The organism is Idiomarina sp. Sol25 (assembly GCF_033052775.1).
Classification (GTDB): domain Bacteria; phylum Pseudomonadota; class Gammaproteobacteria; order Enterobacterales; family Alteromonadaceae; genus Idiomarina.
On the sequence record NZ_JAUPEW010000005.1, the window covers coordinates 28966 to 53425 of the forward strand.

Below are 24460 nucleotides of genomic sequence, written 5' to 3' on the forward strand. Positions count from 1 at the left end.
ACCGCTCCAGTAAAGATAAACTTATTCAAAACAGTTCCCCCTTTAGGTTTTATCAAATCTAAATGAGAATGATTATATTGTTCATTTAAAATAAAACAAGGCCTTCGGGCTTGCTACAGAATAAGTTATTCAGAGGATTGCATGCGTGGGGCTGCTATCCGTCGAGATATCGTTAGATGCTTGCGAAGAGAAACGAAGAAATACGAAGTTATTTGCGGTAATGGACATACATACCTCTAAGAGCCGTCTACACTTTAAAATAGCGTCATAATTGAATGATGCTGACAAACTCTTTAAGGAGTTGACAATGGATACGCAAAAAAATAAAGGTTCACAAACGCCAAACAAACCAGGCGAACAGAAGCAGGCTACCCCCGGTCAGCAAAAAGACCAAAAGCAATCTGAGCATGCACCTGCTAAAAAAGCGTAGTTAATTACGCAATCCCGAGCCCAGTGTGATTTGCTGGGCTTTTTTGTAGGGGCTAATAAAGTTTTTCAGCTATTATACTTCTATTGGATTTTCGCACAGCAGCTCCCACGCCTGAAGCATCTCTTTCTTCGCAGAACCCCAGCGATACCCGCCTAAAGCCCCGCTTTTCTGAATAACACGGTGACACGGAATTAGCATGGCAACAGGGTTAGATCCAACAGCATTACCAACTGCACGAGATGCCCCTGGGCAATCGAGTACATTGGCAATTTGCGAATAACTCGCCAGCTTCCCTTGGGGTATCCTCAATAACGCTCGCCATACGGCCACTTGAAAATTAGTACCCATAACGTGCAATGACAAGGGGTTAGACTGCCCGTCTTTTAACCGACTAAACAGTACGTTAGCCACATAGTTCGTCGCGTTGTCATTGCTTACGAGCGAGGCTCTGGGCCAGTCTTTATGTACATTGGCAAGTATTTCGTCAACAGCTCTGGAGCCCAAGAACTCAATGCGGCATACGCCCCGTGGAGTAATTGCGACAAATATCTTACCAAAAGGAGTTTCATTTACGCCGTATTGAATAGTAACTCCCTGGCCTCCGTTCCTGTATTCACCCGGCGTTACGGCTTCTAGCTTCACAAAGTGGTCATACAGTCGCGATCCTCCACTTAACCCCTTGCTGGGGGAAACATCCATAAGAGAGCCCTCGTCTTTCAGCATGCGTTTGCTTCGCTCCAGCGTCGACTGGCTCGATACATGCTCTGACATATAGGTCATGGCTTTTTCAATGCGAGTGTAGTCAGACATAATCAATACCTTTAAACGTAACGAATTGATACACCACCATCCACTAATAAGGTGGAACTGCAGGTAAGACTAGAAGTATCACACGCTTACTATAATGCCGACCCGAAGCTTGCTATCTGGAGACAAGTGACCTCGAATTCAGACTGAATCGATTTTTTCATCAACGGGTGTCACTTGTTACACCCTATTGCTAATAAGCACTTCTATTTTAAGTTATATTGTAGCGCTTAAAACCATTTAGAAAATTAGGAACGTTCAGGCGACGTAATTAGAGGTTCTATTAATGCAACGAACAAAAAAAGCGGCAACCAAACGCCAGCATATTCTTGAGACGGGGTACCGGTTGGTACTTAAAAAAGGCTTTGCTGCGGTGGGGTTGCAGGAAATTCTTAAGAGTTGTGGTATCCCAAAAGGTTCCTTCTATCATTATTTTCCATCGAAGGAAGCCTTTGGTTGCGAGTTGTTGAAAGAGTACACCAATGATTACGGATGCAAGTTTTCGCAGCTGCTTACGGCATCGGGTAGTGGCCGAGACAATTTAATGCGTTACTGGGATGCCTGGATAGCTGACCCTGATGACCCGACACGTGGTTGGGCGGAAGAGTGTCTGGTGGTGAAGCTTGCGGCTGAGGTTGCAGACATGTCTGAGACTATGCGGCAGATCCTGGATGATGGCGTGCAGCAGCTCATAGTAAAGATTGCGACTTTGATTGAGAATGGTCGTAGTGATGGCTCGCTAGCTGATGGAGTTCCTCCCCTTCAATTGGCTCGGATGCTTTACCAGATGTGGATGGGTGCGGCATTGCTCGCTAAGCTAAGTCAGGACAAGGAACCTCTACATGAAGCGCGGAATTCAACTCTTCTAATGCTGGATTGCAGCGATACTAAGGCTTAAAAGGCAGTTATCCGCTATACCCGAGTTCACCGGCTCATCACTCTGAGTCGATTTGACAGAATTGCTCATTGTCCGCTACAGTTAAGAATAGACCGGTCGTCTATAGCGCGAGGCGTTAAAACACGTCGATCTAAAACCTGATTGGTTTAGAGAATTTACCAATGTTTACTTATAGACAATGAACGGGAGATAGAATGAGTAACCAAATTACTACGATCAATCCCTCTAACGGCGAACAGCTGAAAAGCTATACGAAAATGGATCTTGCCGAGGTCACTCAGATAATCGAGGAGAGCCACGCTGCATTTTTACAATGGCGTCTTGAGTCGCTGGAGCAGCGTGCTAAGAGCGTGAAAGCTATCGGTAAGGCGCTGCAAGAACACAAGGAAGAGTTTGCCGACCTCATGGTTAAAGAAATGGGGAAACTGCCCGAACAGGCACGTCAGGAAATTGACCTGTGCGTGGGTATATGCGACTACACCGCTGAGCATGGCCCGGAAGAGTTGGCTGATGAAGAACGCAAGCCAGGCAACGGTCAGCGAGGTATTGTCACTTACTCGCCAATAGGCATCGTCTATGGCATTCAGCCATGGAACTTTCCCGCTTATCAAGTCGTGCGCTATTCGATAGCTAACATCATGGCCGGCAACACTGTGCTGCTGAAACATGCAGAAAACGTTACCGGTAGTGGCTTGTTGCTGGAAAAAATTTATCGCGAAGCAGGACTGCCTGAAAACGTGTTCCGGACCTTGGTTATTTCCCACGAGACTTCGGATGAAGTCATTGCTCACTCACTGGTACGTGGTGTGACTCTCACCGGGAGCGACGGCGCAGGACGTAAAGTGGCGACTCAGGCTGCTAAGCATCTCAAAAAGACGGTGCTGGAACTTGGCTCTAACGATGCGTACCTGGTGCTCGACGATGCCGACCTCGAGGTTGCGGTGGATACCTGCGTTATGGGACGGGTATTCAACACCGGACAGACTTGTGTGGCTGCCAAGCGGTTCGTGGTGACCGAGGCTAACTACGAGGCATTCAAAGAGCGCTATGTTGAGAAGATGAAAGCTCTGAAAGTTGGTGACCCTACGCAAAGCGATACGGATGTAGGCCCTATGGCCCGTGTTGATCTGCGAGACCAATTGCATAAACAGGTTGAAGAAAGCGTGAGTAAAGGCGCCCGCATACTTTGTGGCGGGGAGAAACCTGAGGGCAACGGTGCCTTTTATCCGGTAACCGTGCTGGAAAATGTCGAACCGGGTCAGCCGGCTTACGATGACGAGCTGTTCGGCCCAGTTGCCGCATTGATTCGTGCTAAGGATGACGAAGACGCTATGCGCATAGCTAACGACAGCCGCTACGGCCTTGGTGGTGGTATTATCTCAAAAGATGTGCAGCGTGCCACGGAGTTGGCGAGCAAATACTTCGATACCGGTATGGTTTTCATCAACGGCTTCGGCGTTGCAACACCAGAGATGCCCTTTGGTGGTGTTAAGGACTCAGGCTACGGCCGCGAACATGGCGGTTTTGGCATGCATGAGTTTGTTAATGTTAAGGCAATTAACGTGGTTAAGGAGTAACTCCACGCAGGGTTCATTTTTAAGTTTTTCCGGCCACTCTTTGAAGAGTGGCCGGTTTTTATCAGTTCGAGACTGTGTGAACTGGCTTATTTGCCTTTCAGTAAATCGAGAAAGAAAGCGTATTCCAGTGCCGTGTTTTGCAGGCGCTTAAAACGCCCTGAAACACCGCCGTGACCAGCTTCCATTTCGGTTTTAAACAGCAGTAGATTATCATCGTTTTTATAATCTCTGAGCTTAGCCACCCACTTGGCTGGTTCAAAATACTGCACTTGCGAGTCAAAGAGTCCGGTGGTTACCAGCAGGTTAGGGTAGTCCTGTGCGCTGATTTGATCATAAGGTGAATACGACAGCATATAGTCGTAATAAACTTTCTCTTTCGGGTTACCCCATTCGTCAAACTCGTTGGTAGTGAGAGGAATACTCTCATCCAGCATGGTCGTCACAACATCGACAAAAGGCACATGCGCCGCTACGCCAAGGTAAAGTTCCGGAGCCTGATTGATCACTGCGCCCATTAACAGACCACCAGCACTACCACCCATGGCAAAGACTTTATCCTCTGCGCCATAGCCTTGCTCAACCAATGCCTTAGTCACATCGACAAAGTCATTAAAGGTATTTTTCTTGCTCAGTTTTTTGCCGTCTTCGTACCATGGACGGCCGAGCATTTGTGAGCCGCGAATATGGGCGATAGCAAAAACAAAGCCGCGATCCAGTAAGCTTAGACGGTTGCTGCTAAAGCTGGGTTCTGAAGTAGAACCGTAAGAGCCATAGCCGTATTGATAAAGTGGGTTGGTGCCGTCTTTTTTGAATTTATCCTTACGGTAAACCAGTGTTACCGGCACTTCAGCACCGTCCCGGGCGGTGACAAATAAGCGTTCGGAAGCATAGTTTTCAGGTTTAAAATCGCCCAGTACTGGCTGTTGCTTTAACAGGGTTTTATCCAGGCTGTTAAGATCCACATCATAGTGGCTGCCCGGCGTGGTCATACTGGTGTAGTAAAGGCGCAGCTCAGGGTTATCGGCTTCTTTGTTGCCATAAAAATACAGCGTGTAAGCTTTGTCGCGGAATGAAAGCTCTTGTTCATCACCGGTATTTAGATTTCGCACAAACACCTGGGTCTGGCCACGCTGGCGCTGTTTATAGACCAAATGCTGGTCAAACAGCTCAATGTCTTCCAGTCGGGTGTCTTCTTCATGCGGAATGACTTCCTGCCAGTGTTGTTTGTCGCCAAGCTTATCGGCGCTTACCCGCATCAGGCGAAAGTTCACAGCATCAAGATTGGTCAAGACATAATAATCATTGCCGTGTTTCGCTATGCTGTATTCTAGGCCGTCTTCCCTTGGGACAAAGGGTACAGGTTTGGCGTTGGGATCATTGGCATCGATAAGTGATACAGCTTTTGACTCGGTCGCGTCATGGACAATATAAATTTGAGAGTCGTCTTTACTCTTGCCGATGCCGGTGTAAAAGGTTGTGTCCTGCTCTTCATAGACCAGCTCATCTTGTTGCTGTTCGGTACCCACTTTATGACGATAGACTTGATAACCCAGCAGGGTTTCCGGGTCTTTCTTTATGTAGTAAAAATGCTGCCCGTCGTTGCCCCAGACAATACTGCCCGACGTATTTTCGATTTGATCCGGGAGTAACTCAGCGGTATTCATATCCTTGAGTTTAATGTCATACATACGGCGGCTAACGGTGTCTTCACTATAGGCGAGAATCGCATCATCCGGGCTGACTTCAAGGCTGCCTACGGAGTAATAATCCTTACCTTCAGCTAGCTCGTTAACATTTAACAAAATTTGCTTGTCGGTACCGGAAAAATCTTTACTGCGAACGTAAATCGGGTACTCGTTATCGCCGCGCATTTCTGTTGAGTAATAGTAGCCGCCGTCACGTATTGGCACGGAGTTATCATCTTTGGCAATGCGGCTTTTCATTTCTTCAAACAGCTTTTGCTGCAGATCTTCCGTGTGAGCCAGCATCTCATCCGTATAAGCGTTTTCAGCCTCAAGATAAGCCAGTACTTTAGGGTCTTTACGTTCATCGTCCCGCATCCAGTAATAATTATCGATGCGGGTATCGCCATGAATTGTCATTTCATGAGGGACTTTTTCTGCTATCGGAGCTTCAGTACTTTCTTTAGCGGTTGATGAACTGGTTTCGGTGTTTTGACTCGCCGGAGAGCAGGCCTGCAATAATGCAGCACTTAATAAAGCAATATAAAGGGGACGAAGCTTTTGCATGTGGGGATCTCGTTATGATGATTATTTTTAATTCAAATGATATTAACAAAGTTATAAATTGTTAGCTATATCGGGGGGAGTCTAGTATTGATAGGCATTTCTTAACTGCAGTAGCCTGGCTTTAAAAGCAAAAAGCCCAACAACATCGTTGCCGGGCTTTCAGAGTGGTTGCTAATTGTATAAATTAATTAGCTTTTGAGTTCACCCGATGCTGACTCGATATGAGCACGGACAAACCACTGATATTGCTCGAGCTCGGCAAGTTGGCCAGTGAGCATGTCCTCTGAAACAGGGTCAAGTTCAGAGAGCTTATTGAGTGCATCTCTGTGGTCTTTATTAACACCGTTGTACACTTTATCAAGTGCAACTAAATGTTCAGTGACCAAGCCTCTGCCTATCGAATAGTCTTTCCATGAACGGCGGTCCACAATTGACTGCGGGGTACCGGCGGGTACGCCGCCTAAGGTCGCTATGCGCTCTGCGATGGTATCGGTCATTTCACGAACGCTATCAACCTGTGGGTCCAGCATTTCATGTACGCCAATAAAGTTTGGACCAACCACGTTCCAGTGAACATGTTTAAGCGTCAGTTGGAGGTCAAGCAGTGCAACCAGACGGTCGTCGAGCAGCGCTATAGTGTCTTGGGCAGACTTATCTTTTATCCCAGGGGCGGTGAATTCAGCTGTTTTATCACTTGTATTCATTATTCCTCCTGTTATTTGTTCATCACCCCTTTTTACGGGGAGACTGGTTAAATGGATCTCGACCTTTACACTAGTTTGACGTGCTGACCCGTTTCAATGAGGTTTGCAATGTCATTTGCGGTTAGGGGTTTGGAAAAGTAGTATCCCTGAAATAAGTCACATTTCAGGTCTTTCAGAAACTCCCATTGTTTGCTTTTTTCAACCCCTTCAGCAACAACTTCAAGCCCCATTGCTTTTGCCAGTGACAGCACAGAAGTAGCAATAGCGACGTCATCAAGATCGGTTGGAAGATCTTTTACAAAGCTACGGTCAATTTTTAACTCACTGATTGGAAGTTGCTTTAAATAAGCCAGAGAGGAGTAACCGGTACCAAAATCGTCAAGAGAAAATGTGAGCCCAAGCGACTTCAAAGCCGTCATTTTTTCAATACTTTCATCAATGTCATGGGCCAGTGAACTTTCGGTAACTTCTAGTATGAGGCGCCTGGGATCAATTTTCGAATCGCTCAAAGCTTGCTCAATTTGCCTTTTGAAGTGATTGTAAGACAGCTGGAATTGACTAATGTTTATTGCAATGCGCCAGTTTAAACCGGGTTCTTTTTTTAACCATCTTTCCATATCTTTAATGGAAGTTCTTAGAACAAAGTTGCCTAAGGGAACTATAAGTTGATAGGTCTCGGCTATCGATATGAATGTTTCCGGGCTAATCCAGCCTTCAGTGGGGTGGTTCCAGCGAGCCAGAGCTTCTACTTTTACAATGCCTGAAGAAGCATCAACAATAGGTTGGTACTGAACTGAAAGTGACTCTTCATCTATTGCAGTACGAAGGTCAGACACTATTTTCAGTCGCCATAAAAGTCGGTATTCTAAATCGGAGTTGAAAAAGCAAACTCGGTTTTTTCCTTGCTCTTTCGCTTCGTACATCGCAATGTCGGCTTGTTTCATTAGAGCACCGAGTTCCACTTCCTCTCCGCAGAAAAAGCTTACACCAATGCTGGCCGATGTTTTTAATCTTTCGTTGTCGATCATTAAAGGTTTTTCTATTTGTTTAATAATCCGTTCTGCCACACGCTGAGCTCGTTCTTTTGCGGTACCCTGATGCGTTCCCAGCGAGGCCAACAAAACACAAAACTCGTCGCCTCCCAGTCGGGCGACGGTATCACTGCATGACAGAACACAGGATTTTATACGCTGACCAACTTCAATAAGAAGATCATCTCCAATGCTGTGGCCCAGAGAATCATTGATGTTCTTAAAATTATCTAAATCGATGAACAGCAACGAATGACAATTATCCGGATGGTTATCCGCATTTATGACATTTTTGATACGGGCTTTAAGTAAACGTCGGTTTGCGAGATGCGTCAGAGGGTCAAAGTAAGCAAGCTGTTCAATTTCTTCTTGTTGCTCTTTTAATGCAGAAATATCTCTAATCGACGCAACGTAAAGAGGTTCTCCGTCGTGCTGTGTTTCTTTTACCGCAATTTCTACGGGAAAAATACTGCCATCACGACGTTTGGCTGTTAACGCCCGCGTTTTTCCCATAATACTTTCGTTTGAATTGGACGCTTTATATTTTTGCATATAGCTATCGTGAACATGAGTGTAACTATCGGGCATTAATACTTTTATATTTTTTCCAATCAGCCAGGCTTCGGAATAACCAAAAAGGTTTTCCGTTGCCGGATTACACATTTGAATGATTCCGTTCTGGTCAGTCGTTACAAGACCATCGACCATTGTATTGAGAATGGTGTTTTGAAACTGAGCGGATTCTTTCAACGCAAGTTCATTACGTTTTTGCTCGTCGATATTACTTTGGATAGAAATAAAGCCTTGCAGGGCTCCGTTATCGTTGGTTAGCGGGTTGCAGTAAATTCGAACCCAATACGCTTGGTTGTCTTTTGTATAGTTGACAATATCAACCTCAAAACCTTCTCCTTTTTCCAGGGCTGCGTGCATTTCTGCTACTTGAGCTGCTTCAGTTTCTTTGCCCTGTAGCAGCTCTCCTGGTTTATGGCCCCGAATATCCTCCAGTAGGTAACCTGTTAATCGGGTAAAACCATCATTGACCCATTCAGTTTTACCAAATGCGTCGGTAATGATTACCGCATTGGTGGTTTGGCTTGCTACATTTGAAAGGTAGCTTAACTCTTGTTTAAGCTTGGCCTTATCCCGCTCCCTTTTTGCAGCTTCAAATATCTGCTCAACAACCGTTATTAAAGGTTTCAAAAACTGAAGTAATTCCTGGTCATAACCGTCTTTTCTATTGGCAAGACCTATGACAGAAACGACCTTATTGTCCCGGTGAAGGGGAATGCCAATAAAAGTCCGCAGAGCTGAACAGTTCGTTGGTAGACCATAGCTATCTGGACTATGGCGTGGGGTATTTTCAACCACTGCCTCGCCGTCAGTCAGTGCAGCGCAAACAGAAGTATTCAGGTGATGAAATTTTAACTGTTGCGAATTTTTTCCTGAATATGGGAAATTGGCTTTAACTTTTCCGGAAAAGTCAGTTATTGCATGAGGTTGTAAATAGGTGCTGCCATCGGATGTATGCAATAAATCGGAGATGAAGCCATATTCACTGTCAGTTATTGCAAGAATATCCTCAAGAAGCCTTTTAAATGCACTGGACCGGTGTTCTTGCCGAATAAAATTAGACTGAGCCCGAACAATAACCTCCGACAGCTCTTGCAGCGACTTGAATTTCCCATACGCTATATAGCGTTCAGCCTGATTGATTTCGGACGCGACCACGTCGGCTAAGTCCCGAAGGCTTGATCGTTGGGCCGGGCTCAGTTGCCGGGCTACTTTGTCAATAATACAAAGAGTTCCAATTGGATGACCGTCTGTGGTGTATAACGGAGCTCCCGCATAAAAGCGAATGTGTGGCTCTCCGGACACAAGCGGGTTGTCAGCAAAGCGTTGATCTTTACTGGCATCAGCAACTTCAAAAATGTCTGGCTGTAAAATGGCATGTCCGCAAAAAGAGATATCGCGATGTGTTTCTGTGGCGTTCAAGCCTTGGCTCGATTTGAACCACTGACGTTCAGCATCGACCAAAGATACCAGTGCAATAGGTACGTCGAAAAGTTGTCGCGCTAACCGCGTTATTCGGTCGAAACGATCTTCAGGAGCGCTATCAAGTAGCTTAGTTTTCAGTAGCTTACCTAATCGTTGCAGCTCATTTCTTGGTTTCTGCGGACTTTGCATATTATTTTTATACTATTAGTTAATGTGTATTGCTGAACCCCTGTGTGTCAGCATGGTGTTGAATGTGCTGGTGGCTCTGTAAATTCCCCGCTCGCTTTGAGACGTTATATGATCAAGTTTAAAGCTGGAAACAGTAATAAAGTATAGTACAAGTTAACACATGTAGGTTGCGGGTGTCGGTGTCTGGCTAATTACAATCTATGGCGAGGTGGAGCTATGGCTTTTACTTATTAGCTTATTAAAGTTTTTTTATGAAAAGTAAGTATGAGCACCTGTACCAGATGAAAGGTTATGGTGCTCAAAATGCAGAGAAACTTAACGCTTAGTAGCGTTCAAGCCAGTGCGCATAAGGCGCAGGTAATACCCACGAAGGCTTATCGACACGCAGTGCTTTGGCTGCATTGTACGGCCAGTGAGGGTTCTCCAGATGAGCGCGACCAACCATGACCAAATCCAGTTGTCCTTGTGCAACCGTGTGTTCTGCCAGCTGAGGTAAATCGATGCCCCAAGCGGAAGCTACTGGAATATCTGCTTCTTTACGAATGCGCTCCGCAATAGGTGCCATAAAGCCTGGGCCCCAAGGGATTTCGGCGTTTGGTGTTGAGAAACTGATACTGACATTTAAAAAGTCCAGTCCCTCTGCTTTTAGCAACTGAGTCAGTTTAACGGACTCCTGCATCTGCTGCTCGTCATTACCATCAAATTCAATCACACCAAAGCGCGCGGTTAGCGGGAAGTTATCTGGCCATACTTGTTTTACCGCACGAACTGTCTCTACCAGGAATCGGGAACGGTTCTCAAACGAGCCACCATATTCGTCAGTACGCTGGTTCGCATGAGGGGAAAAGAAGCTCTGCCCTAAGTAGCCGTGAGCAAAGTGCAGCTCAAGCCATTCAAATCCTAAGTCACGAGCTCGTTCCGCAGCGGCAACAAAGTCGTTTTGCACGCGTTTTATGTCGTCCAGCGACATTTCTTCAGGTTCGCGAGGCAGGTTTGCACCAAAAGCGATAGGAGAGGGCGATATTGTCTGCCAACCTTTAGCATTACCTTCCGCTATATGATCGTCACCGTCCCATGGACGGTTTGCGCTGGCTTTGCGTCCAGCATGACCAATTTGAATACCGGCAACGGCGCCTGCTTTTTTTATATTTTCCACAACCGGCGCAAAAGCATGTGCCTGTTCGTCGCTCCAGAGGCCTGTGCAGTTAGGGGTAATACGCCCTTCAGGTGAAACCGCGGTGGCTTCGACAATCACTAAGCCGGCACCGCCACGCGCCAGGCTGGTGTAATGGCTTAAATGCCAGTCGTTAACGACACCGTCTTCAGCCATATACTGGCACATTGGGGGAACGGCTATGCGGTTACGCAAACGGACGTCTTTTAACTCGAACGGTTGAAATAGTGCGGACACCTTAAGTACTCCTGTTAATTACTGCGCTTGCTGTCAAAGCAATTTTGGGGAGCCTATACTAGCTCGGAAACTCGTTTGAGATAATTAGAAATAATCTATTTCAACCATCGAAAAAGTGAATGTTTACAACTCATTTTTATTTTCACGATAATTGCACTTGCTGTTGCCGATTGATGAGAGTTATCGAGCAACTTGAAAGGCAGGTCCCTGAGGTTAAAAATGTAAGAAGTTGGAGACAAAAGCGCAAACTCCCTGTGATAAGAGTTTGCGCGCAAGTTTTATAATCCAGCTTTAGAAGCTGCCTTTGAGACCGAGAGAAAAGGTCGGGCCATATTCTTCGAATTGGAGTATGTAATCACGAGAACCCTGGTAAAGCTCTAACGGTTCATCGTTGATGTTAGTTGCTTCAAATACCAATTCAGCTTTCTTTGAAAGACGGTAAGAGGCTGTTAAGTCCAGCTGAGTGTGCGGCGAAGTGTAGATATCATAACGGCGATCATCACCAACTTCGTCCAGCGACTCATCGCGATGACTTAGGCTCAACCGGGTACTAAACCGACCGCTTTCGTAGCCAACAAAAGCGTTGCCGGATAAGTCGGCCGCTTCGGGAATTGAAAAGCTTTCTCCGTCGCGTTCCAGGAGTTCGAGCTCGGTATCAAGTAGAGTTATATTGGCACCAATTAACAGGCCTTCCAGGCTACTGCCAACAAAGCTGTGCTGCCAGCTAGCTTCAAGTCCTTTGACAGAAGCACTGATCGCGTTAGCTGGCTGCTCTACTTCAAAACCCGTGAAACCATCTACGTTGTTGCTGACAGTATCAACAATATAGTTGTCAATGTCTTTGTAAAAACCGCCGAGAGTGAATAGGCTGCTTTCTGCGTAGAACCAGTCGAACATCAAATCAAAATTCATCGATTCGTATGGGTCAAGCTCGGGGTTGCCAAGTTCGGCTTCCATGTCGTCACGGTTAATTTCGGCACGTGGCGAAATGTCATTAAAGCTTGGGCGTGCAATAGTGTTCGTCCAGGCTCCACGTAAACGCATGTCGCTGGAAAGGTCGTGTAAAACATGGATGCTTGGCAAAACGTTAGTGTAGTCGCTGTCGGCAAAGCGTGAACCGATGGTTAGGTCACCCTGTTCGTCGAACAGCAGCTCTGTGCCTTCAGCCTCGAATTGCGTTTGTTCAACGCGGACGCCCGGAATTATGCGGGTACGTTCTAAATCAAAGGTCCCCATCAAGTATCCTGCGTAGACATCTTCACTTGCTGTGAAGTCACCTCCGGCGCGTAGAGCCCGGTTTTCGGCAACGTCCTTGTCGCGTTCAGAGAACAGCTCGGTGTTTTGATAATAGTAATCCAGATAAGCTTCCTTGCTTATTCCATCGCCAAGGTTACCTAGCCCGTACTCCGGTGACCCGGTGGTCAGGTTATCGAGAGAGTAGTCAGGAACATCACGGAACTCATATTCATTAACGTCCGCATCTTTATCTTTCATGCGCACATCAATACCGGTTTTCAAGGTGAGAGAGGTGATTCCGAAGGCGTAAGGTATTTCCGCGTCGAGGCCGAAGCTGACTTCGTCATCATCAATTAATTTTGGCTCTAAAACGGCGCGGTCTAAAACAAAATTGCTGTTGTCTAAATGGCGTTGACTTAATGTGTCGCCTTCTAAGATACGGAAAGACGGTAACCCTTCACCAAAAGACACCTCAGAGCTCAAACCTTCCAGTGTTGACTCAAAGCGACCTTCGTTTTCGTCAAGTACGCGCTCTTCGGTTAGGGTATAGCCCGCACGGTAATTCAGAGTCCAGTCTTCAAACCGGTTTTCGCCGCCAATGTCCATTGCCATGGTCTTTTGTTCTTTGGTACGGAAGCGAATGCGGCGCTTCATGCTATCTGCGGGTAAGTCCACGCGGGCGCTGGTATCGTTGAATTCCGTTACGTCGCCATCTTCGAAGCTAAAAATGCTGCGTTGGCGCGTTTCTTTATCGGTGAACTCACTGTACATAGTGTTGAAGTAAACACGGGAGTTGTTGTCCGGGCGATACTCAAGGTTTAGGTTGCTACCGAGGCGCTCGCGGTTCACATAGTATTTACGCTGCTGTAGTTCGATTATGGAAAATACTTCGCCGTCACCGAAATCGACCTCATCGTACTCTGCCTCAACGTTGTCAGATTCTAGTTTGCGGTCAAGATAGTTTATGCCAAAAGCATAGCCAAACTTATCACTTAACTGATCGCTGATGTTGAATTCCACTTTCGGGCTCACTTCGCCGCTTAAGTCGTTATAGGAAGCTTCCGCACGATACCGTACCTGCTTATCCTGACGGTCAAATGGCGAGGGTGTTTCAATGTTGATAGAGCCGCCTATCGCATCGCCGGGCATATCTGCAGTTGGAGCTTTTACTAAGGACAAGCTTTCAACTGAACCAGTGGGAATGACATCAAGGGCTACTGCCCGCGAACCGTCTTCCGGTGTTCCGACTCTTACGCCATTTATAGTCACAGCATTTAAGCCAGGAGAGATACCCCGGACGCTAACGAAACGACCTTCCCCTTGGTCACGGGAAATGCTTGTGCCGGGCAAGCGTTGCAATGACTCAGCGACATTCTGGTCAACAAACTGACCCATATCATCAGAGGCGATAAAGTTAGTGATAGCATCGGCTGCACGGTAGTCGTTTAACGCCCGGTTACTTGAATCACGCTGGCTGGTAACTTGAATGCGTTCAATGTCTTCTTCGGTATCAAGCTGGATATCCAATTGCTGGGTGCCGTCTGAGTTCTGTACAACTTGTTGTTTTTTTGGGAGGCCAATATATTCGAATATTAATGTCTGCTCACCTTCGCTAATTTGCTGTAGTGTGTAGCGGCCCTGGTTGTTAGTGAAGACACTTTGCGCTGTTCCGGCGACAGTGACACGAACTCCTGCCAGAGGGGAACCGTCAGATGTCGTGACTTGACCTTCAACTGTTGTCGCAGCATAAACAACAGAACTTACTGGAGCCATTAGGGCAGCTAAAATACTGTAACTTAACAAGGTTTTTCTATTACTTCTGAAGAGTGGCATAAAATATCAGTCCCTGAGTTTAATTGTGGAATGCTTTCTTCAAATATTTCGCACCGGATTGTAAGGCGTTTTAATGACACCTTTATTTCAAAAAGGTGACGACTAGGTAACGGTGCAATGGCTTTGTCATAAACGTTCTTTATACTCGAACCCAAGGAAAGCAAAAGGGAGCTTAAAATGTTGAGGTTTTTTGTTGTTGTCTGGTTCTTATTCAGCAGTGCAAATGCAGAGGAAGTTAAGCTCAGAATTAGCCAGTTGCACCCAACTCAAGCCGTTATTTCTCACGACCAGGTCGCTAATAAAATCGCTAAATATAAGCGCGACGACAAAGCTTTTCAAAAAGACCTTAGTGAAGAGCCTTTTAAAACCGCTGTACTGGGTCCGGAAGGGCGTTACTACCTGACCGATGGCCATCATACTTTCAGTGCTATGGTCGAATTCAGCCCCCGTGGCGACGAACAGCAAGTGACGGTAGAGATCACTGCGGATAAATCCAGCCTCTCCGAAACCGACTTCTGGCAGTGGCTTAAAGATACCCATCAGACCTGGCTTCATGACAGCAACGGGCAGCCAATTTCCCATAAGGCAATTCCTGAAACTGTGGGGCGTAATAGGCTAGATGATGACCCAGTGCGTGGTGCAATGTACTTTTTGAGGGGGCATTACCTGGAAAAACCTGAGAACCCGATACCGTTTTTAGAGTTTTACTGGGCAAATTATCTTCGTCAGCATACTGCCTTGTCGACTCCTCCGGAAACAAGGACCGCACTAAATGATGCTAGGTGGTATGCCGCACTTGGTAATTTTATTGCAGAAATACCCAGTCAGACACCCATTGGCCCCAACGGCGAATCCGCTAAAGTTATGGGGCAACTTGAAATTCCGCAGTACAGCCAGCCTGTCATCGATATTTCAGGCTATTCGAAAAATGAAACGACATGGCCTGCAATTGTTGAAATTCCAGCCGGAAGCCGCCAAAAGTGGCAAATCAATAAACACCAAACTGACATGCTTGAGTGGGAAATGGAAGGTGACGTTCAACAACCTCGCTACATTGACTATCTGGGTTATCCGGCAAATTACGGAGCTATTCCCGGCACTTTGTCAGATAAAAAGTCCGGCGGAGATGGCGACCCACTTGATGTGCTGATACTAGGCGAGGCTTTGCCCAGAGGTATTGAGGTACCAGTTAGGATCATCGGACGTATGACCATGCTGGATAACAATGAGCGCGATAATAAATTTATTGCAGTCGTACCAGAGCAACCGCCTTTTGGTCATATTTCTTCAGTGACGCAGTTAAAGACGGAGTTTCCGGGCGTGACTGATATTTTCAGGACCTGGTTTACCAATTATAAGGGCAAAGGGAATAGAGCGACTCAACTAGGAGTTGATGATCAGGTGCCGTAGTATTGCGTCTGTTATGAATGTATCGCTCTTGGGTGATATCAAACCATAAGGACGTGAGCCGATACGCTAAGTCGGTCGACCCACATGCTTAATGATTTTATGGTTAACTGCGGTTACACAGTGACGTTCAGGCGCACGTCGACATTATTACGCGTCGCGTTTGAATACGGACAAACTTGGTGTGCTTTTTCAGCAAGAGATTCCGCTTCGTCCTGGCTCATGCCCGGTAAATGAATGTTCAGCGTGGCATCAATACCAAACCCGCCTTCAATCTGACCAATACCTATTTCGGCTTTAACTTCAGTGTCTTTGGGCAGTGTGACTTTTTCCTGCCCGGCAGCGAATTTCAGTGCGCCGATAAAACAGGCCGAATAACCGGCCGCAAACAATTGCTCAGGATTGGTACCGTCTCCGCCTGCGCCACCCAGTTCTTTAGGCGTTGTCAGTTTTACTTTCAGTTGGCCGTCGTCAGACTCTGACTGACCATCGCGTCCGCCGGTTGATGTTGCTACTGCTTTGTACAGAATATCCATAACGATTACCTTACTAGTTGGTGTGTTGGGAACTAACACGTATAATGTTAGTGCAATAACGGTTATCGCGATAACAGTATTTTCCGAACAGTATTATCGATATTTTCGATACATTTGATTTGGCTAGCGGTCGGGCTTGTCTTGTAGCTGCGCCCGCAGTGATTCAAGGGTGTGTTTTAAGGCAAGGGCCTCATCAGGCTCAAGCTGAGTGGCACAGAAAACCTGCTCCGGAACATCGCAGGCAGACTGTTCCAGTTGCCGACCTTGTTCGGTGAGGTATAAATGCAGTTGACGCTCATCGTCGATATTGCGCTTGCGGGTTATTAACCCGCGTTGCTCCAGCCGCTTAATAACCGGGCTTAACGCCCCTTTTTCCTGAAACAACTTGCGGCTTATTTCAGTAATGGTCACGCCATCGCGCTCCCATAAAAGCAATAAAATAAGGTATTGCGGATAGGTCAAATCAAGCTTGGAGAGCAGAGGTTTGTAGAGCTTGTTCATTGCTAGCGAGGTTGAGTACAACGCAAAGCAAAGCTGGTTATCCAGCCTGAGCGCTTTATTACTGCTATTGTCTGCCATGCGTTGCTCCTTTGTCGTCTGTTTCAATGATACGCAAAGTCAGCTTACAAACAAAACATTTGTGACATCACTTAAAAGGTGTAAGTCACGTTCGCTGTCAGGGTATTACCGCCACCCCAGTCACTACTTAGAGTGGTGTGATTATAGGAAACCATGAAGTTCCACTGCTGCCAGTTTCTGTCATAAGCTATCCAGGCGTGGTTATAATGGTCACGAGTATCCCATTGAAAATCTTCAGAATCCAAAGAGCGCGACTGACTAAAACCTAAATTGACACCATTTTCACCATCGCTGTAAACCTGATAAAAAACCGCTGCAACCAGATGTTTGGCATCGGTACCGGCGTAGTCCCAGGCGTACCAAAGTTGAAAACGGAAGTCGCTGACATCAATCGCGGCTGTTGTTTCTGTGTAGTTTATATCGCTGCCTTCACCGTAATAACTGTAATATAAAGCACCCAGTTCAACGCCAATCTCATCATTCATTTGCCAGTAGCGTCCACCAAACGCGTCCAGCTCCAGCCAGGTGTCGTCTCCAAAATCGACATTGGAAGCAAAACCTCCGGCATACCAGCCGTTGTCGAAGTTTTTATTGGCAATAAACTGTAGCGCCGGGTCGTCGCTTGTTTGTGTGACCCCATTAAATAAATAGTCGCTGGTTGCCGTTGCGGTTAAGTCCCAGGATGCCTGTGAGGTCCCGCTGACGAGTAAACCGAAAAACAGGGCTGTATTAATCGCTTTTAAGTGCATTGAGTTGCTCCTCCATTTCGCCTGAGGCGTTATCCAGCGCACTGCTAATCTGAGTAATCTGGCCCGACAGTTTTTCTAAATCGTGCGTAGCGTCACTGATAGCGCTGATGTTTCGACTGATTTCTTCACTTACTTGATTCTGCTCTTCGGCGGCTGAAGCTACCTGGAACGCATTGTCATTAATTGACTGTACTTGTTCGGTGGCTGAATTGAGCTGCTCAGAGGCTTGCTGTGCGCCTTCAAGTGTCTGTGTCACTTTTACGGCACTGCTTTCCATTTGCTGAACACTTGCCTGAACCTGTTTTTGCAGACCCTGAATCAAGCCGTTAATTTCTTCGGTTGACTGGCGGGTACGCTGTGCCAGAGTCCTCACCTCATCGGCGACCACGGCAAAGCCACGACCCTGGTCGCCCGCCCGCGCGGCTTCAATAGCGGCATTTAATGCCAGCAGGTTTGTTTGTTCGGCAATGCCATCAATGGTCTGCGTAATGCCGGTCACTTCGTCACTGCGGGCAGCAACTTCGGTAAACTGGTGACGCGCCTGGCCGAATTCTTCAGCCACTTGCTGGAAGGCTTTTAGGGTTTGGTTGACCAGACTATTGGCTCTTGTCAAGGACTTACTCGACTCTTCAGCGCCTTGTGCCGTGTCACTGGCTAATGATGCAACCTGATTCGCTGTTGCGGTCATTTCATTCATGGCGGTAGCCACTTGCTGTACCTGGTCGGCCTGTATTTCGGTAGCACTGGATGCCTGTTTCGAGCTGTCTAGCATATGACGGCTTTCCATCGCGACGTTTTCGGCAACTTGTTTTAAAGCGCGGACTAAATCGCGAAGTTTGGCAGTAAATAAGTTAAATCCGTCGGCCAAGTCGTTTAATTCACTGTGCGAGGTTCGTTCTAGCTGTCGGGTAAGGTCACCCTCTGCACCGGCTAACTCCTTCATTAGCATACTCAGGTTATTTAGTGGGCGAGTCGATGCGCTGACCCAGAAAAAGACCAGAGTAACAAACACGGCCAATAGTAATGCTGCAATTAGTAGTAAGCCCCAGACCGTTGAGGCTGTATCTTCTTCGAGACTTTCAGACAGTTCGTGAACGGTTGCAAAAGCTAATTCGCGGGGGACGGAGACAATGATCCACCAGGTGGTATCAGAGGCTTCGGTATAAACCGGTTGTTTAACCACTATGTTGTCGGCGACGTTAAATTCTGACTGGCCGGGACTGTCGAGAAGCTCAGCTAAGTCGGCATTAATAGATTCCAGCGACTTCCCGAGGCGGTCAGGGTGTTGGTTACTGGCGACAACGAAGCCGTTGCTGCTGACCAGAAACATATTAGCTTTGCCCTGATAAAACTCCTGGGATTGTTGCTGAATACGTTTTTGCAATACCGGTAAATTAATGTCTACACCCGCAACACCGCGAAATTCGTTATTAACAACAACAGGGTAAACCAGCGAAGTTAACAGCATTTCTTCGCCGGGGCTGATCTCATATAAATAAGGCTCTATGAGGCAGGGCTTTAAGCTATCACGGCTACAAAGGTACCATTCGGCTTCGCGGAACCCTTGTTCAGTTAAATTTGTAAGATATTTCTCTGACGTGTCTTCGGTCTCGATAAATCGAGCCTGATCTGCGCCTTCCGATACCCAGTAAATTTCCAGGGTACCCTGATTCGACGTATGTGGCTCACTGGAGCTGTATTCGTCATCAAGTGCGTCGTAACCATTGGGTTCGTATTGGTTATATATAGAGGACACTGATGGGTGGGCGAGCAACAAATTTCTGGTTAAAAACTGTACTTCATCCCTAGTGTAAGGCTCTCCCCCACTGCCTACGGCAGTATGGCGCATGATAGACGCAAGGCCTGCCGGAATATCGAAGCTACGGTTCAGCAAAGCCTCAGTATTGCCGGCAAAGCGCAATGCTGTGTCATTTAAAGATGCGGTTACTTGCTCTTCCAGAGGCTCACTAATTTGCTCAATAGCATTTTGTCCGGCCTGGTTCATTGAGTACCAGCTGTACAGTGTCAGGGAGCCCATGCTTAGTATAAGCAGGCAGGCGGCACCAAATATAAGTTTAAAACGCAGTGACGCTGTTTGCATAAAAGTATCCAGACATTCGATATAAAGGTTATATAGCTATATCGGACATAAAGTGCAAAAAATGCGCTAAAAAGTTATTTTTTGTTAATAGTGCTAAAGCGCCTTATTTGCTCTCGATCAAAAATGTCGCTTGATCCCCTAGATATTTTTGACCATGCTTATTTTGATTAAGTTACTAAGTAACGGTAAAAAACTTGGAGGTTTAAATGGAAAACAAAGACGCATTTGAGAAAAAGCACGAAGCAAAAATAGAGGAAATGAAAGCTGAGATTGACCGCTTAAAAGCCAAAGCAAAGCAGTCGGAGGCGGAATCTGAAATTAAGTACAAAGAAAAAATAAGTGAACTTGAATCGTTAAAAGATGATGCGGAAACCAAGCTGGAAGAGGTTAAGAAATCCAGCAAGGACGCATGGTCTGACGTTAGTAAGGGACTGGAGTCGGCGACAGAGTCTTTATCAACGGCGCTAAAATCGGCCAGTCAGCAATTTAAAAAATAAAGGACAAAGGGGTGGCAGCTAGCTGGCTGTTAGCCACCCCGCAAAAAATGCTGCGACAATTGCCGCGGCAATAATGCCAATAAACCAGACAGCACCGGCAGGGTTGCCTAAATTAACCTTCAACACAAAATCGGTAGCCTATACCGGCTTCGGTTCTTAAGTATTTGGGTTCGGTTGGGTCGTCGCCTAACTTTTGCCGTAGGTGGCTAATAACAATGCGAAGGTAGTGAGTGTCTTCCTTGTGGCTGGGTCCCCATATTTCGCTCAACAGCTGGCTTTGGGTAACCACACAATTGGGTTGTTTTACCAGGCGGGAGATCACCGCATACTCTTTCGGTGTAAGTTCAACGGGCTGTCCCGATTTCTTGACTATGCGGCGTGACAAATCAAAAGACAAGTCGTCTATTTCAAGAAGTGGTGAGGTGTCTGCTTGTAAGTGATCTCGCAAATTAGCTCTAACCCGGGCCAGTAGCTCTTCGACACTAAAAGGTTTCGTCACGTAGTCTTGAGCGCCATAGTCCAGGGCGATGATTTTTTCCTGATCCTGATTGCGCACAGATAAAACAATAACCGGCACTGGTGACCATTCCCGAATTTCTTTTAACACTTGTTTGCCGTCAATATCGGGCAGCCCTAAATCCAGAATGACAAGGTCGGGTTGCTGGCGGGCAACGCAACTTAGTCCGTCAGTACCGTTTTCAGCTTCGGTGACTTCATGGCCGGCACTCGACAAAGCGATTTTAAGCATGCGCCGAATTTGTTTTTCGTCATCAATCACAACAATCTTTGTTGCCACGTTACGACTCTTCCTGTTGGTTATTCCCGTAGTCTAACGGCAATGTAATTTCGAAACGAGTACCTACACCATCCCTGGCAGAGGTTGCGACAACGTTGCCGCCATGTGCGCCGATCATACCTTTACAGATGGCCAGTCCCATACCCGTATTTTGTTTTTTCTTGTCACCGTCAGCAACAATGTAAAACATATCAAAAATTTTATCGCGTTGGTCCGCTGGAATGCCGGGGCCCCTGTCCTCTATGGCGATTAAACATTGCGTGTGGCCTTTACGCAGTTCGACAAAAATAGGGGATTCATCGGGACTGTATTTAGCCGCATTTTCGAGGATATTAAAAATTGCCTGTTCAACTAATGCTGCATGAACGTAAAGCAGAGGCGGTTCACTCATTCGTTCAATTTGTACGTTGGTTGATGGCCAATAACGCTTCAATCGCCTAATAGCACTGCCAATAATGTCGTCTACAGAAACCCAGTCGCGCTCAATTTTTAGTGTGCCGTGACCAAGTCGGGTCATATCCAGTAAGTTCTGAATGTAACTATCGAGCCGCTGGCTTTCTGAAATGATGGTTTCAATGAGCTCAATTCTGTCCTTATCGGGAAGTTGGTCATGTAGCAGTTTTAAACTTTCTGCTGCCCCCATCATAGCCGATAGCGGCGATTTCAGGTCATGAGACACCGAAGACAACAGTGCCGAACGGAGTTGTTCGACCTCGGTTTTCACCCGCGCACTTTCTAAGTCGGAAGACAGATGAATACGCCGCCAGGCGTTGGAAGCCTGATTAAGCATAGCGAGGACTAAACTTGTGCTGGCGCTGTTAATGTCACTGCTTTGCTCCGTTATAGGAACCGCAGCGACGGCAACTACGGTGTCATCAACAATCACCGGATAGGTGGTCACTTTAGCTGCCGACAGTGTTTCGGTTGTAACCCCCGCACTGGCTTTGTTTTTGAAGCTCCAGCGAATAGCTGCCTCGGTTAATTTATGAGGAGGGGCGGGAGGCGATTCTACAAATCTGAAGCCTGAATCTTCGTCAGGTACTGCAATAAGGCAATCAACTTCCGTTGATTTCTTTAATAATTTACTCAGACGTTTCCATAAGCCTGTCTCGTCGCTGACAGTTGCCAGTTCCTGAGCTAAATCGCGTAAGGTTTCGGCATAATGATTGGCTTGTTTTAGCAGTAAAAACTGACTGCGTATGCGTGATGCTGCAGGACCACAGATAAGCCCTATTACTGTCAGAAAGATGAGCGTGGTTACATCGTCATGATTATAAACCATCAAGGTATTTTTAGGCTCGGTAAGCAGGAAATTGAAGCTTAAAAACGAGAGTATCGCGGTAAACATTGCTGGCCGCGAGCCAGAGGTAAGGCCAACAAAGATAACCGCCAGCGTGTAAACTAAAACCAGGTTACCGACATTCAGAAAGTTTTCGAGAATAACGGCTAATAACGAAGCTATTCCAACTCCAATGACGCCATGGACATAACCGCTCAACTTGCCGAAGAAGTTCTGAACTGCTGGTGGTGTTAGCTTTTTCTTTTTCTGAACCGGTGTTGATCTGGCCCGGAATACCGTGACCTCAATGGGGAGCCCTAAATTGATTAAATGGTGATACAGACGTTTTCGCCACCAGTTAAAACGGTTTCTGCGTCCGGCGCCTACCAGTACGGTGCAAACCGCATTATCTTTTATAAATTCGCTGACAGCGCTAATAGTACTTGTTCCCTTTAGTACTTTTGTTTGTGCGCCCAGCTCTTTTGCCAGCGCAAGGTTGAGCTCAATAGTCTGGGATTTTTCCGGGCTTCGGGTTTTGCCGGTATCCACCCAGGCGACAGCCCAGGGAATTTGTCTGCGTTCGGCAATTTGTCGGCCAACCCGAATTAAGTAACGATGGTCGCTGTTTGCGCTAACCAGCACCAGCAACTTGTCCATATAAATGCCAAGTCCTGACTCCTGATTAACGGCCAGCTCGCTTAACATCGTGGCGTCGACCCGTTCCAACGCTTTTTTCATCGCCAGCTCTCGCAATGCAGTTAAGTTCGCCGATGAAAAAAACGATGATAAAGCTGAACGTGCGTATTCTGGTAAATATACTTTACCTTGTTGCAGGCGTTCAATCAGTGTCGCCGGTGGCAAATCAATAAATCGAATTTCATAGGCACTATCGACAAAATGGTCGGGTACCGTTTCATTCACTCTAACGCCGGTCATTTGCAAAACCAGGTCGTTCACGCTGGCCATATGCTGAATATTTACGGTAGTGTAAACGTCTATACCGGCATTCAGTAATTCTTCAATGTCCTGATAACGACGCTTGTTGCGGCTGCCGGGAACATTGGTATGGGCCAGTTCGTCAACCAGTATCAGGTCGGGTTTGCGTTGCAAAGCGGCATCGACATTAAATTCTGACAACTGAGTTCCGTGATACTCAATTTTAGTCAGCGGCAGTTGCTCAAAACCATCAGCCATTTGCTGGGTGTCTGAGCGCCCATGAGTTTCAACCAGGCCAATAATGGTGTCCCGACCGCTTTGCTGTTTTTCTTTGGCTGCAGCTAGCATGGAATAGGTTTTGCCTACCCCGGGTGCCGCACCCAAAAATACTGTCAGGCGTCCACTATTTTCTTGTTCTACACGCTGTAGAATAGCATCTGCCTTTTGCTCGCGATTCAGGTCGTCCATTATTGGCCTCTTCTTAAAAATTTAAAACGACGATGACAGGCTAACGACCATACGACCGTCACAAATCTCGACGCAGGACTGTTTATCAATATCGGTGTCAATATAACCTAAATCCAGGCTGATGCTATCGGTCAGGCTGTAATTTAACGTCACTGACCAGTCCCAGTATGCATCGTCTGTTGTCGGCGCAGCACCCAAGAACTGCGTCAGTTCATTTTCGGAATCAAACTGATTCAGACCGGCATGCAAATTCACGGACCATTTCTCCGTAAACTGATAACCGTAGTCACCAGCAACGTAGTAAAAGCTGTCGACTCCGGTTCCAAAGTAGTCGTCTGAATAGACTATGTTTAAGTTAAAGTCCCGGAACGTGATGTTGGTGTAAATTTCGTTGTAGTTAAACTCAGCTCCTACACCGTTACCGCTAGGATAAAGGTAGCGAATAACACCAAAATCCAATGCCCATTCATCGTTAAGTGACTGACTCCAGCCGGCATAGATATCGGCTTCGGTACTGCCTTCACCAAAGCCGACATTAGATGCCCAGACACCAGCGTACCAACCATTTTCGAGTGCCAGGTCAAAGCCACCTTGAATAGCTGGATCTTCATTGGTCTGTGACACGCCGCGGAACACATAATCGCTGGTTAATGTCAGGTTCGAAGAAACGCTGTAATCATTTGCTAACGCTGAGCTTGTGCCCAGCGCGCAGGTAACCAGTGAAAAAAGTGCGGTTTTAATCATTTTCACGT

General features: G+C 46.7%; 17 protein-coding genes and 1 pseudogene. 5 read left to right on the top strand and 13 right to left on the bottom strand.

The window, feature by feature from the left end; translation table 11 throughout:
• Positions 1-307: 307 nt before the first annotated feature.
• The gene (locus tag Q5L94_RS08685) at positions 308-430 is read left to right on the top strand and encodes a hypothetical protein (RefSeq protein ID WP_317498046.1); all 123 of its coding nucleotides are present in this window, start codon (positions 308-310) and stop codon (positions 428-430) included.
• Positions 431-502: 72 nt separating this feature from the next.
• Here Q5L94_RS08685 and Q5L94_RS08690 read toward each other — a convergent pair whose 3' ends face one another.
• Positions 503-1240, bottom strand: a complete 738-nt coding sequence (locus Q5L94_RS08690) for a methylated-DNA--[protein]-cysteine S-methyltransferase (protein ID WP_317498047.1) — start codon at positions 1238-1240, stop codon at positions 503-505.
• A gap of 283 nt (positions 1241-1523) precedes the next feature.
• Here Q5L94_RS08690 and Q5L94_RS08695 point away from each other — a divergent pair, with 283 nt between their 5' ends.
• Together Q5L94_RS08695 and Q5L94_RS08700 are read left to right on the top strand one after the other, a co-directional pair.
• Entirely contained in the window at positions 1524-2135 is a 612-nt protein-coding gene (locus Q5L94_RS08695; RefSeq protein ID WP_317498048.1) for a TetR/AcrR family transcriptional regulator, read from the top strand.
• A gap of 194 nt (positions 2136-2329) precedes the next feature.
• On the top strand, positions 2330-3712 hold the full coding sequence (locus Q5L94_RS08700; protein ID WP_317498049.1) for an NAD-dependent succinate-semialdehyde dehydrogenase: 1383 nt from the start codon (positions 2330-2332) through the stop codon (positions 3710-3712).
• Between the two features lie 86 nt (positions 3713-3798).
• On the opposite strand, the gene Q5L94_RS08705 is transcribed toward Q5L94_RS08700, so the two are convergent.
• From Q5L94_RS08705 to Q5L94_RS08725, 5 genes and pseudogenes are all read right to left on the bottom strand, one after another.
• Positions 3799-5961: a S9 family peptidase gene (locus Q5L94_RS08705; protein ID WP_317498050.1), complete on the bottom strand. Its 2163-nt coding sequence runs from the start codon at positions 5959-5961 to the stop codon at positions 3799-3801.
• Positions 5962-6149: 188 nt separating this feature from the next.
• Positions 6150-6665, bottom strand: a complete 516-nt coding sequence (gene dps, locus Q5L94_RS08710; protein ID WP_317498051.1) for a DNA starvation/stationary phase protection protein Dps — start codon at positions 6663-6665, stop codon at positions 6150-6152.
• A gap of 65 nt (positions 6666-6730) precedes the next feature.
• Positions 6731-9880, bottom strand: a complete 3150-nt coding sequence (locus Q5L94_RS08715; RefSeq protein WP_317498052.1) for an EAL domain-containing protein — start codon at positions 9878-9880, stop codon at positions 6731-6733.
• A gap of 397 nt (positions 9881-10277) precedes the next feature.
• Positions 10278-11291, bottom strand: a pseudogene (locus Q5L94_RS08720) (NADH:flavin oxidoreductase/NADH oxidase); the annotation flags it as partial.
• A 291-nt stretch (positions 11292-11582) separates the two neighbouring features.
• Complete coding sequence (locus tag Q5L94_RS08725; protein ID WP_317498054.1) at positions 11583-14300, bottom strand: TonB-dependent receptor; 2718 nt, start codon at positions 14298-14300, stop codon at positions 11583-11585.
• Between the two features lie 237 nt (positions 14301-14537).
• Here Q5L94_RS08725 and Q5L94_RS08730 point away from each other — a divergent pair, with 237 nt between their 5' ends.
• Positions 14538-15770 carry a ParB-like protein gene (locus Q5L94_RS08730; RefSeq protein WP_317498055.1) on the top strand — a complete coding sequence of 411 codons (1233 nt, stop codon included), beginning with the start codon at positions 14538-14540 and terminating at the stop codon, positions 15768-15770.
• A 113-nt stretch (positions 15771-15883) separates the two neighbouring features.
• Here the strand turns inward: Q5L94_RS08730 and Q5L94_RS08735 are convergent, their stop codons facing one another.
• The 4 genes from Q5L94_RS08735 to Q5L94_RS08750 form a co-directional block, all read right to left on the bottom strand.
• Positions 15884-16303, bottom strand: a complete 420-nt coding sequence (locus Q5L94_RS08735) for an organic hydroperoxide resistance protein (protein ID WP_317498056.1) — start codon at positions 16301-16303, stop codon at positions 15884-15886.
• 123 nt (positions 16304-16426) lie between these two features.
• Positions 16427-16882, bottom strand: coding sequence for a MarR family winged helix-turn-helix transcriptional regulator (locus Q5L94_RS08740; RefSeq protein WP_317498057.1), 456 nt, complete (start codon positions 16880-16882; stop codon positions 16427-16429).
• A 71-nt stretch (positions 16883-16953) separates the two neighbouring features.
• Complete coding sequence (locus Q5L94_RS08745; RefSeq protein WP_317498058.1) at positions 16954-17631, bottom strand: TorF family putative porin; 678 nt, start codon at positions 17629-17631, stop codon at positions 16954-16956.
• Complete coding sequence (locus Q5L94_RS08750; RefSeq protein WP_317498059.1) at positions 17612-19732, bottom strand: methyl-accepting chemotaxis protein; 2121 nt, start codon at positions 19730-19732, stop codon at positions 17612-17614. Before Q5L94_RS08750 ends, Q5L94_RS08745 begins: the two co-directional genes overlap by 20 nt.
• A gap of 206 nt (positions 19733-19938) precedes the next feature.
• On the opposite strand from Q5L94_RS08750, the gene Q5L94_RS08755 reads away from it, so the two are divergent.
• Positions 19939-20229 (top strand): coiled coil domain-containing protein, encoded by a 291-nt coding sequence (locus Q5L94_RS08755; RefSeq protein WP_317498060.1) that lies wholly within the window; start codon positions 19939-19941, stop codon positions 20227-20229.
• 112 nt (positions 20230-20341) lie between these two features.
• On the opposite strand, the gene Q5L94_RS08760 is transcribed toward Q5L94_RS08755, so the two are convergent.
• The 3 genes from Q5L94_RS08760 to Q5L94_RS08770 are packed head-to-tail and all read right to left on the bottom strand — an operon-like array spanning position 20342 to position 24452.
• Positions 20342-21025: a response regulator gene (locus Q5L94_RS08760; protein WP_317498061.1), complete on the bottom strand. Its 684-nt coding sequence runs from the start codon at positions 21023-21025 to the stop codon at positions 20342-20344.
• A gap of 1 nt (position 21026) precedes the next feature.
• On the bottom strand, positions 21027-23708 hold the full coding sequence (locus Q5L94_RS08765; RefSeq protein ID WP_317498062.1) for a sensor histidine kinase KdpD: 2682 nt from the start codon (positions 23706-23708) through the stop codon (positions 21027-21029).
• A 21-nt stretch (positions 23709-23729) separates the two neighbouring features.
• Entirely contained in the window at positions 23730-24452 is a 723-nt protein-coding gene (locus Q5L94_RS08770) for a TorF family putative porin (RefSeq protein WP_317498213.1), read from the bottom strand.
• Positions 24453-24460: the final 8 nt, after the last annotated feature.

Bases quoted from the DNA above. Each gene is read 5' to 3' on its own strand.
- Q5L94_RS08685 (WP_317498046.1), top strand. From the start codon at position 308: ATGGATACGCAAAAAAATAAAGGTTCACAAACGCCAAACAAACCAGGC.
- Q5L94_RS08745 (WP_317498058.1), bottom strand. From the start codon at position 17,631: ATGCACTTAAAAGCGATTAATACAGCCCTGTTTTTCGGTTTACTCGTC.
- Q5L94_RS08765 (WP_317498062.1), bottom strand. From the start codon at position 23,708: ATGGACGACCTGAATCGCGAGCAAAAGGCAGATGCTATTCTACAGCGT.
- Q5L94_RS08695 (WP_317498048.1), top strand. From the start codon at position 1,524: ATGCAACGAACAAAAAAAGCGGCAACCAAACGCCAGCATATTCTTGAG.
- Q5L94_RS08715 (WP_317498052.1), bottom strand. From the start codon at position 9,880: ATGCAAAGTCCGCAGAAACCAAGAAATGAGCTGCAACGATTAGGTAAG.
- Q5L94_RS08690 (WP_317498047.1), bottom strand. From the start codon at position 1,240: ATGTCTGACTACACTCGCATTGAAAAAGCCATGACCTATATGTCAGAG.
- Q5L94_RS08725 (WP_317498054.1), bottom strand. From the start codon at position 14,300: ATGGCTCCAGTAAGTTCTGTTGTTTATGCTGCGACAACAGTTGAAGGT.
- Q5L94_RS08730 (WP_317498055.1), top strand. From the start codon at position 14,538: ATGTTGAGGTTTTTTGTTGTTGTCTGGTTCTTATTCAGCAGTGCAAAT.
- Q5L94_RS08705 (WP_317498050.1), bottom strand. From the start codon at position 5,961: ATGCAAAAGCTTCGTCCCCTTTATATTGCTTTATTAAGTGCTGCATTA.
- dps (WP_317498051.1), bottom strand. From the start codon at position 6,665: ATGAATACAAGTGATAAAACAGCTGAATTCACCGCCCCTGGGATAAAA.
- Q5L94_RS08735 (WP_317498056.1), bottom strand. From the start codon at position 16,303: ATGGATATTCTGTACAAAGCAGTAGCAACATCAACCGGCGGACGCGAT.
- Q5L94_RS08770 (WP_317498213.1), bottom strand. From the start codon at position 24,452: ATGATTAAAACCGCACTTTTTTCACTGGTTACCTGCGCGCTGGGCACA.
- Q5L94_RS08755 (WP_317498060.1), top strand. From the start codon at position 19,939: ATGGAAAACAAAGACGCATTTGAGAAAAAGCACGAAGCAAAAATAGAG.
- Q5L94_RS08740 (WP_317498057.1), bottom strand. From the start codon at position 16,882: ATGGCAGACAATAGCAGTAATAAAGCGCTCAGGCTGGATAACCAGCTT.
- Q5L94_RS08700 (WP_317498049.1), top strand. From the start codon at position 2,330: ATGAGTAACCAAATTACTACGATCAATCCCTCTAACGGCGAACAGCTG.
- Q5L94_RS08750 (WP_317498059.1), bottom strand. From the start codon at position 19,732: ATGCAAACAGCGTCACTGCGTTTTAAACTTATATTTGGTGCCGCCTGC.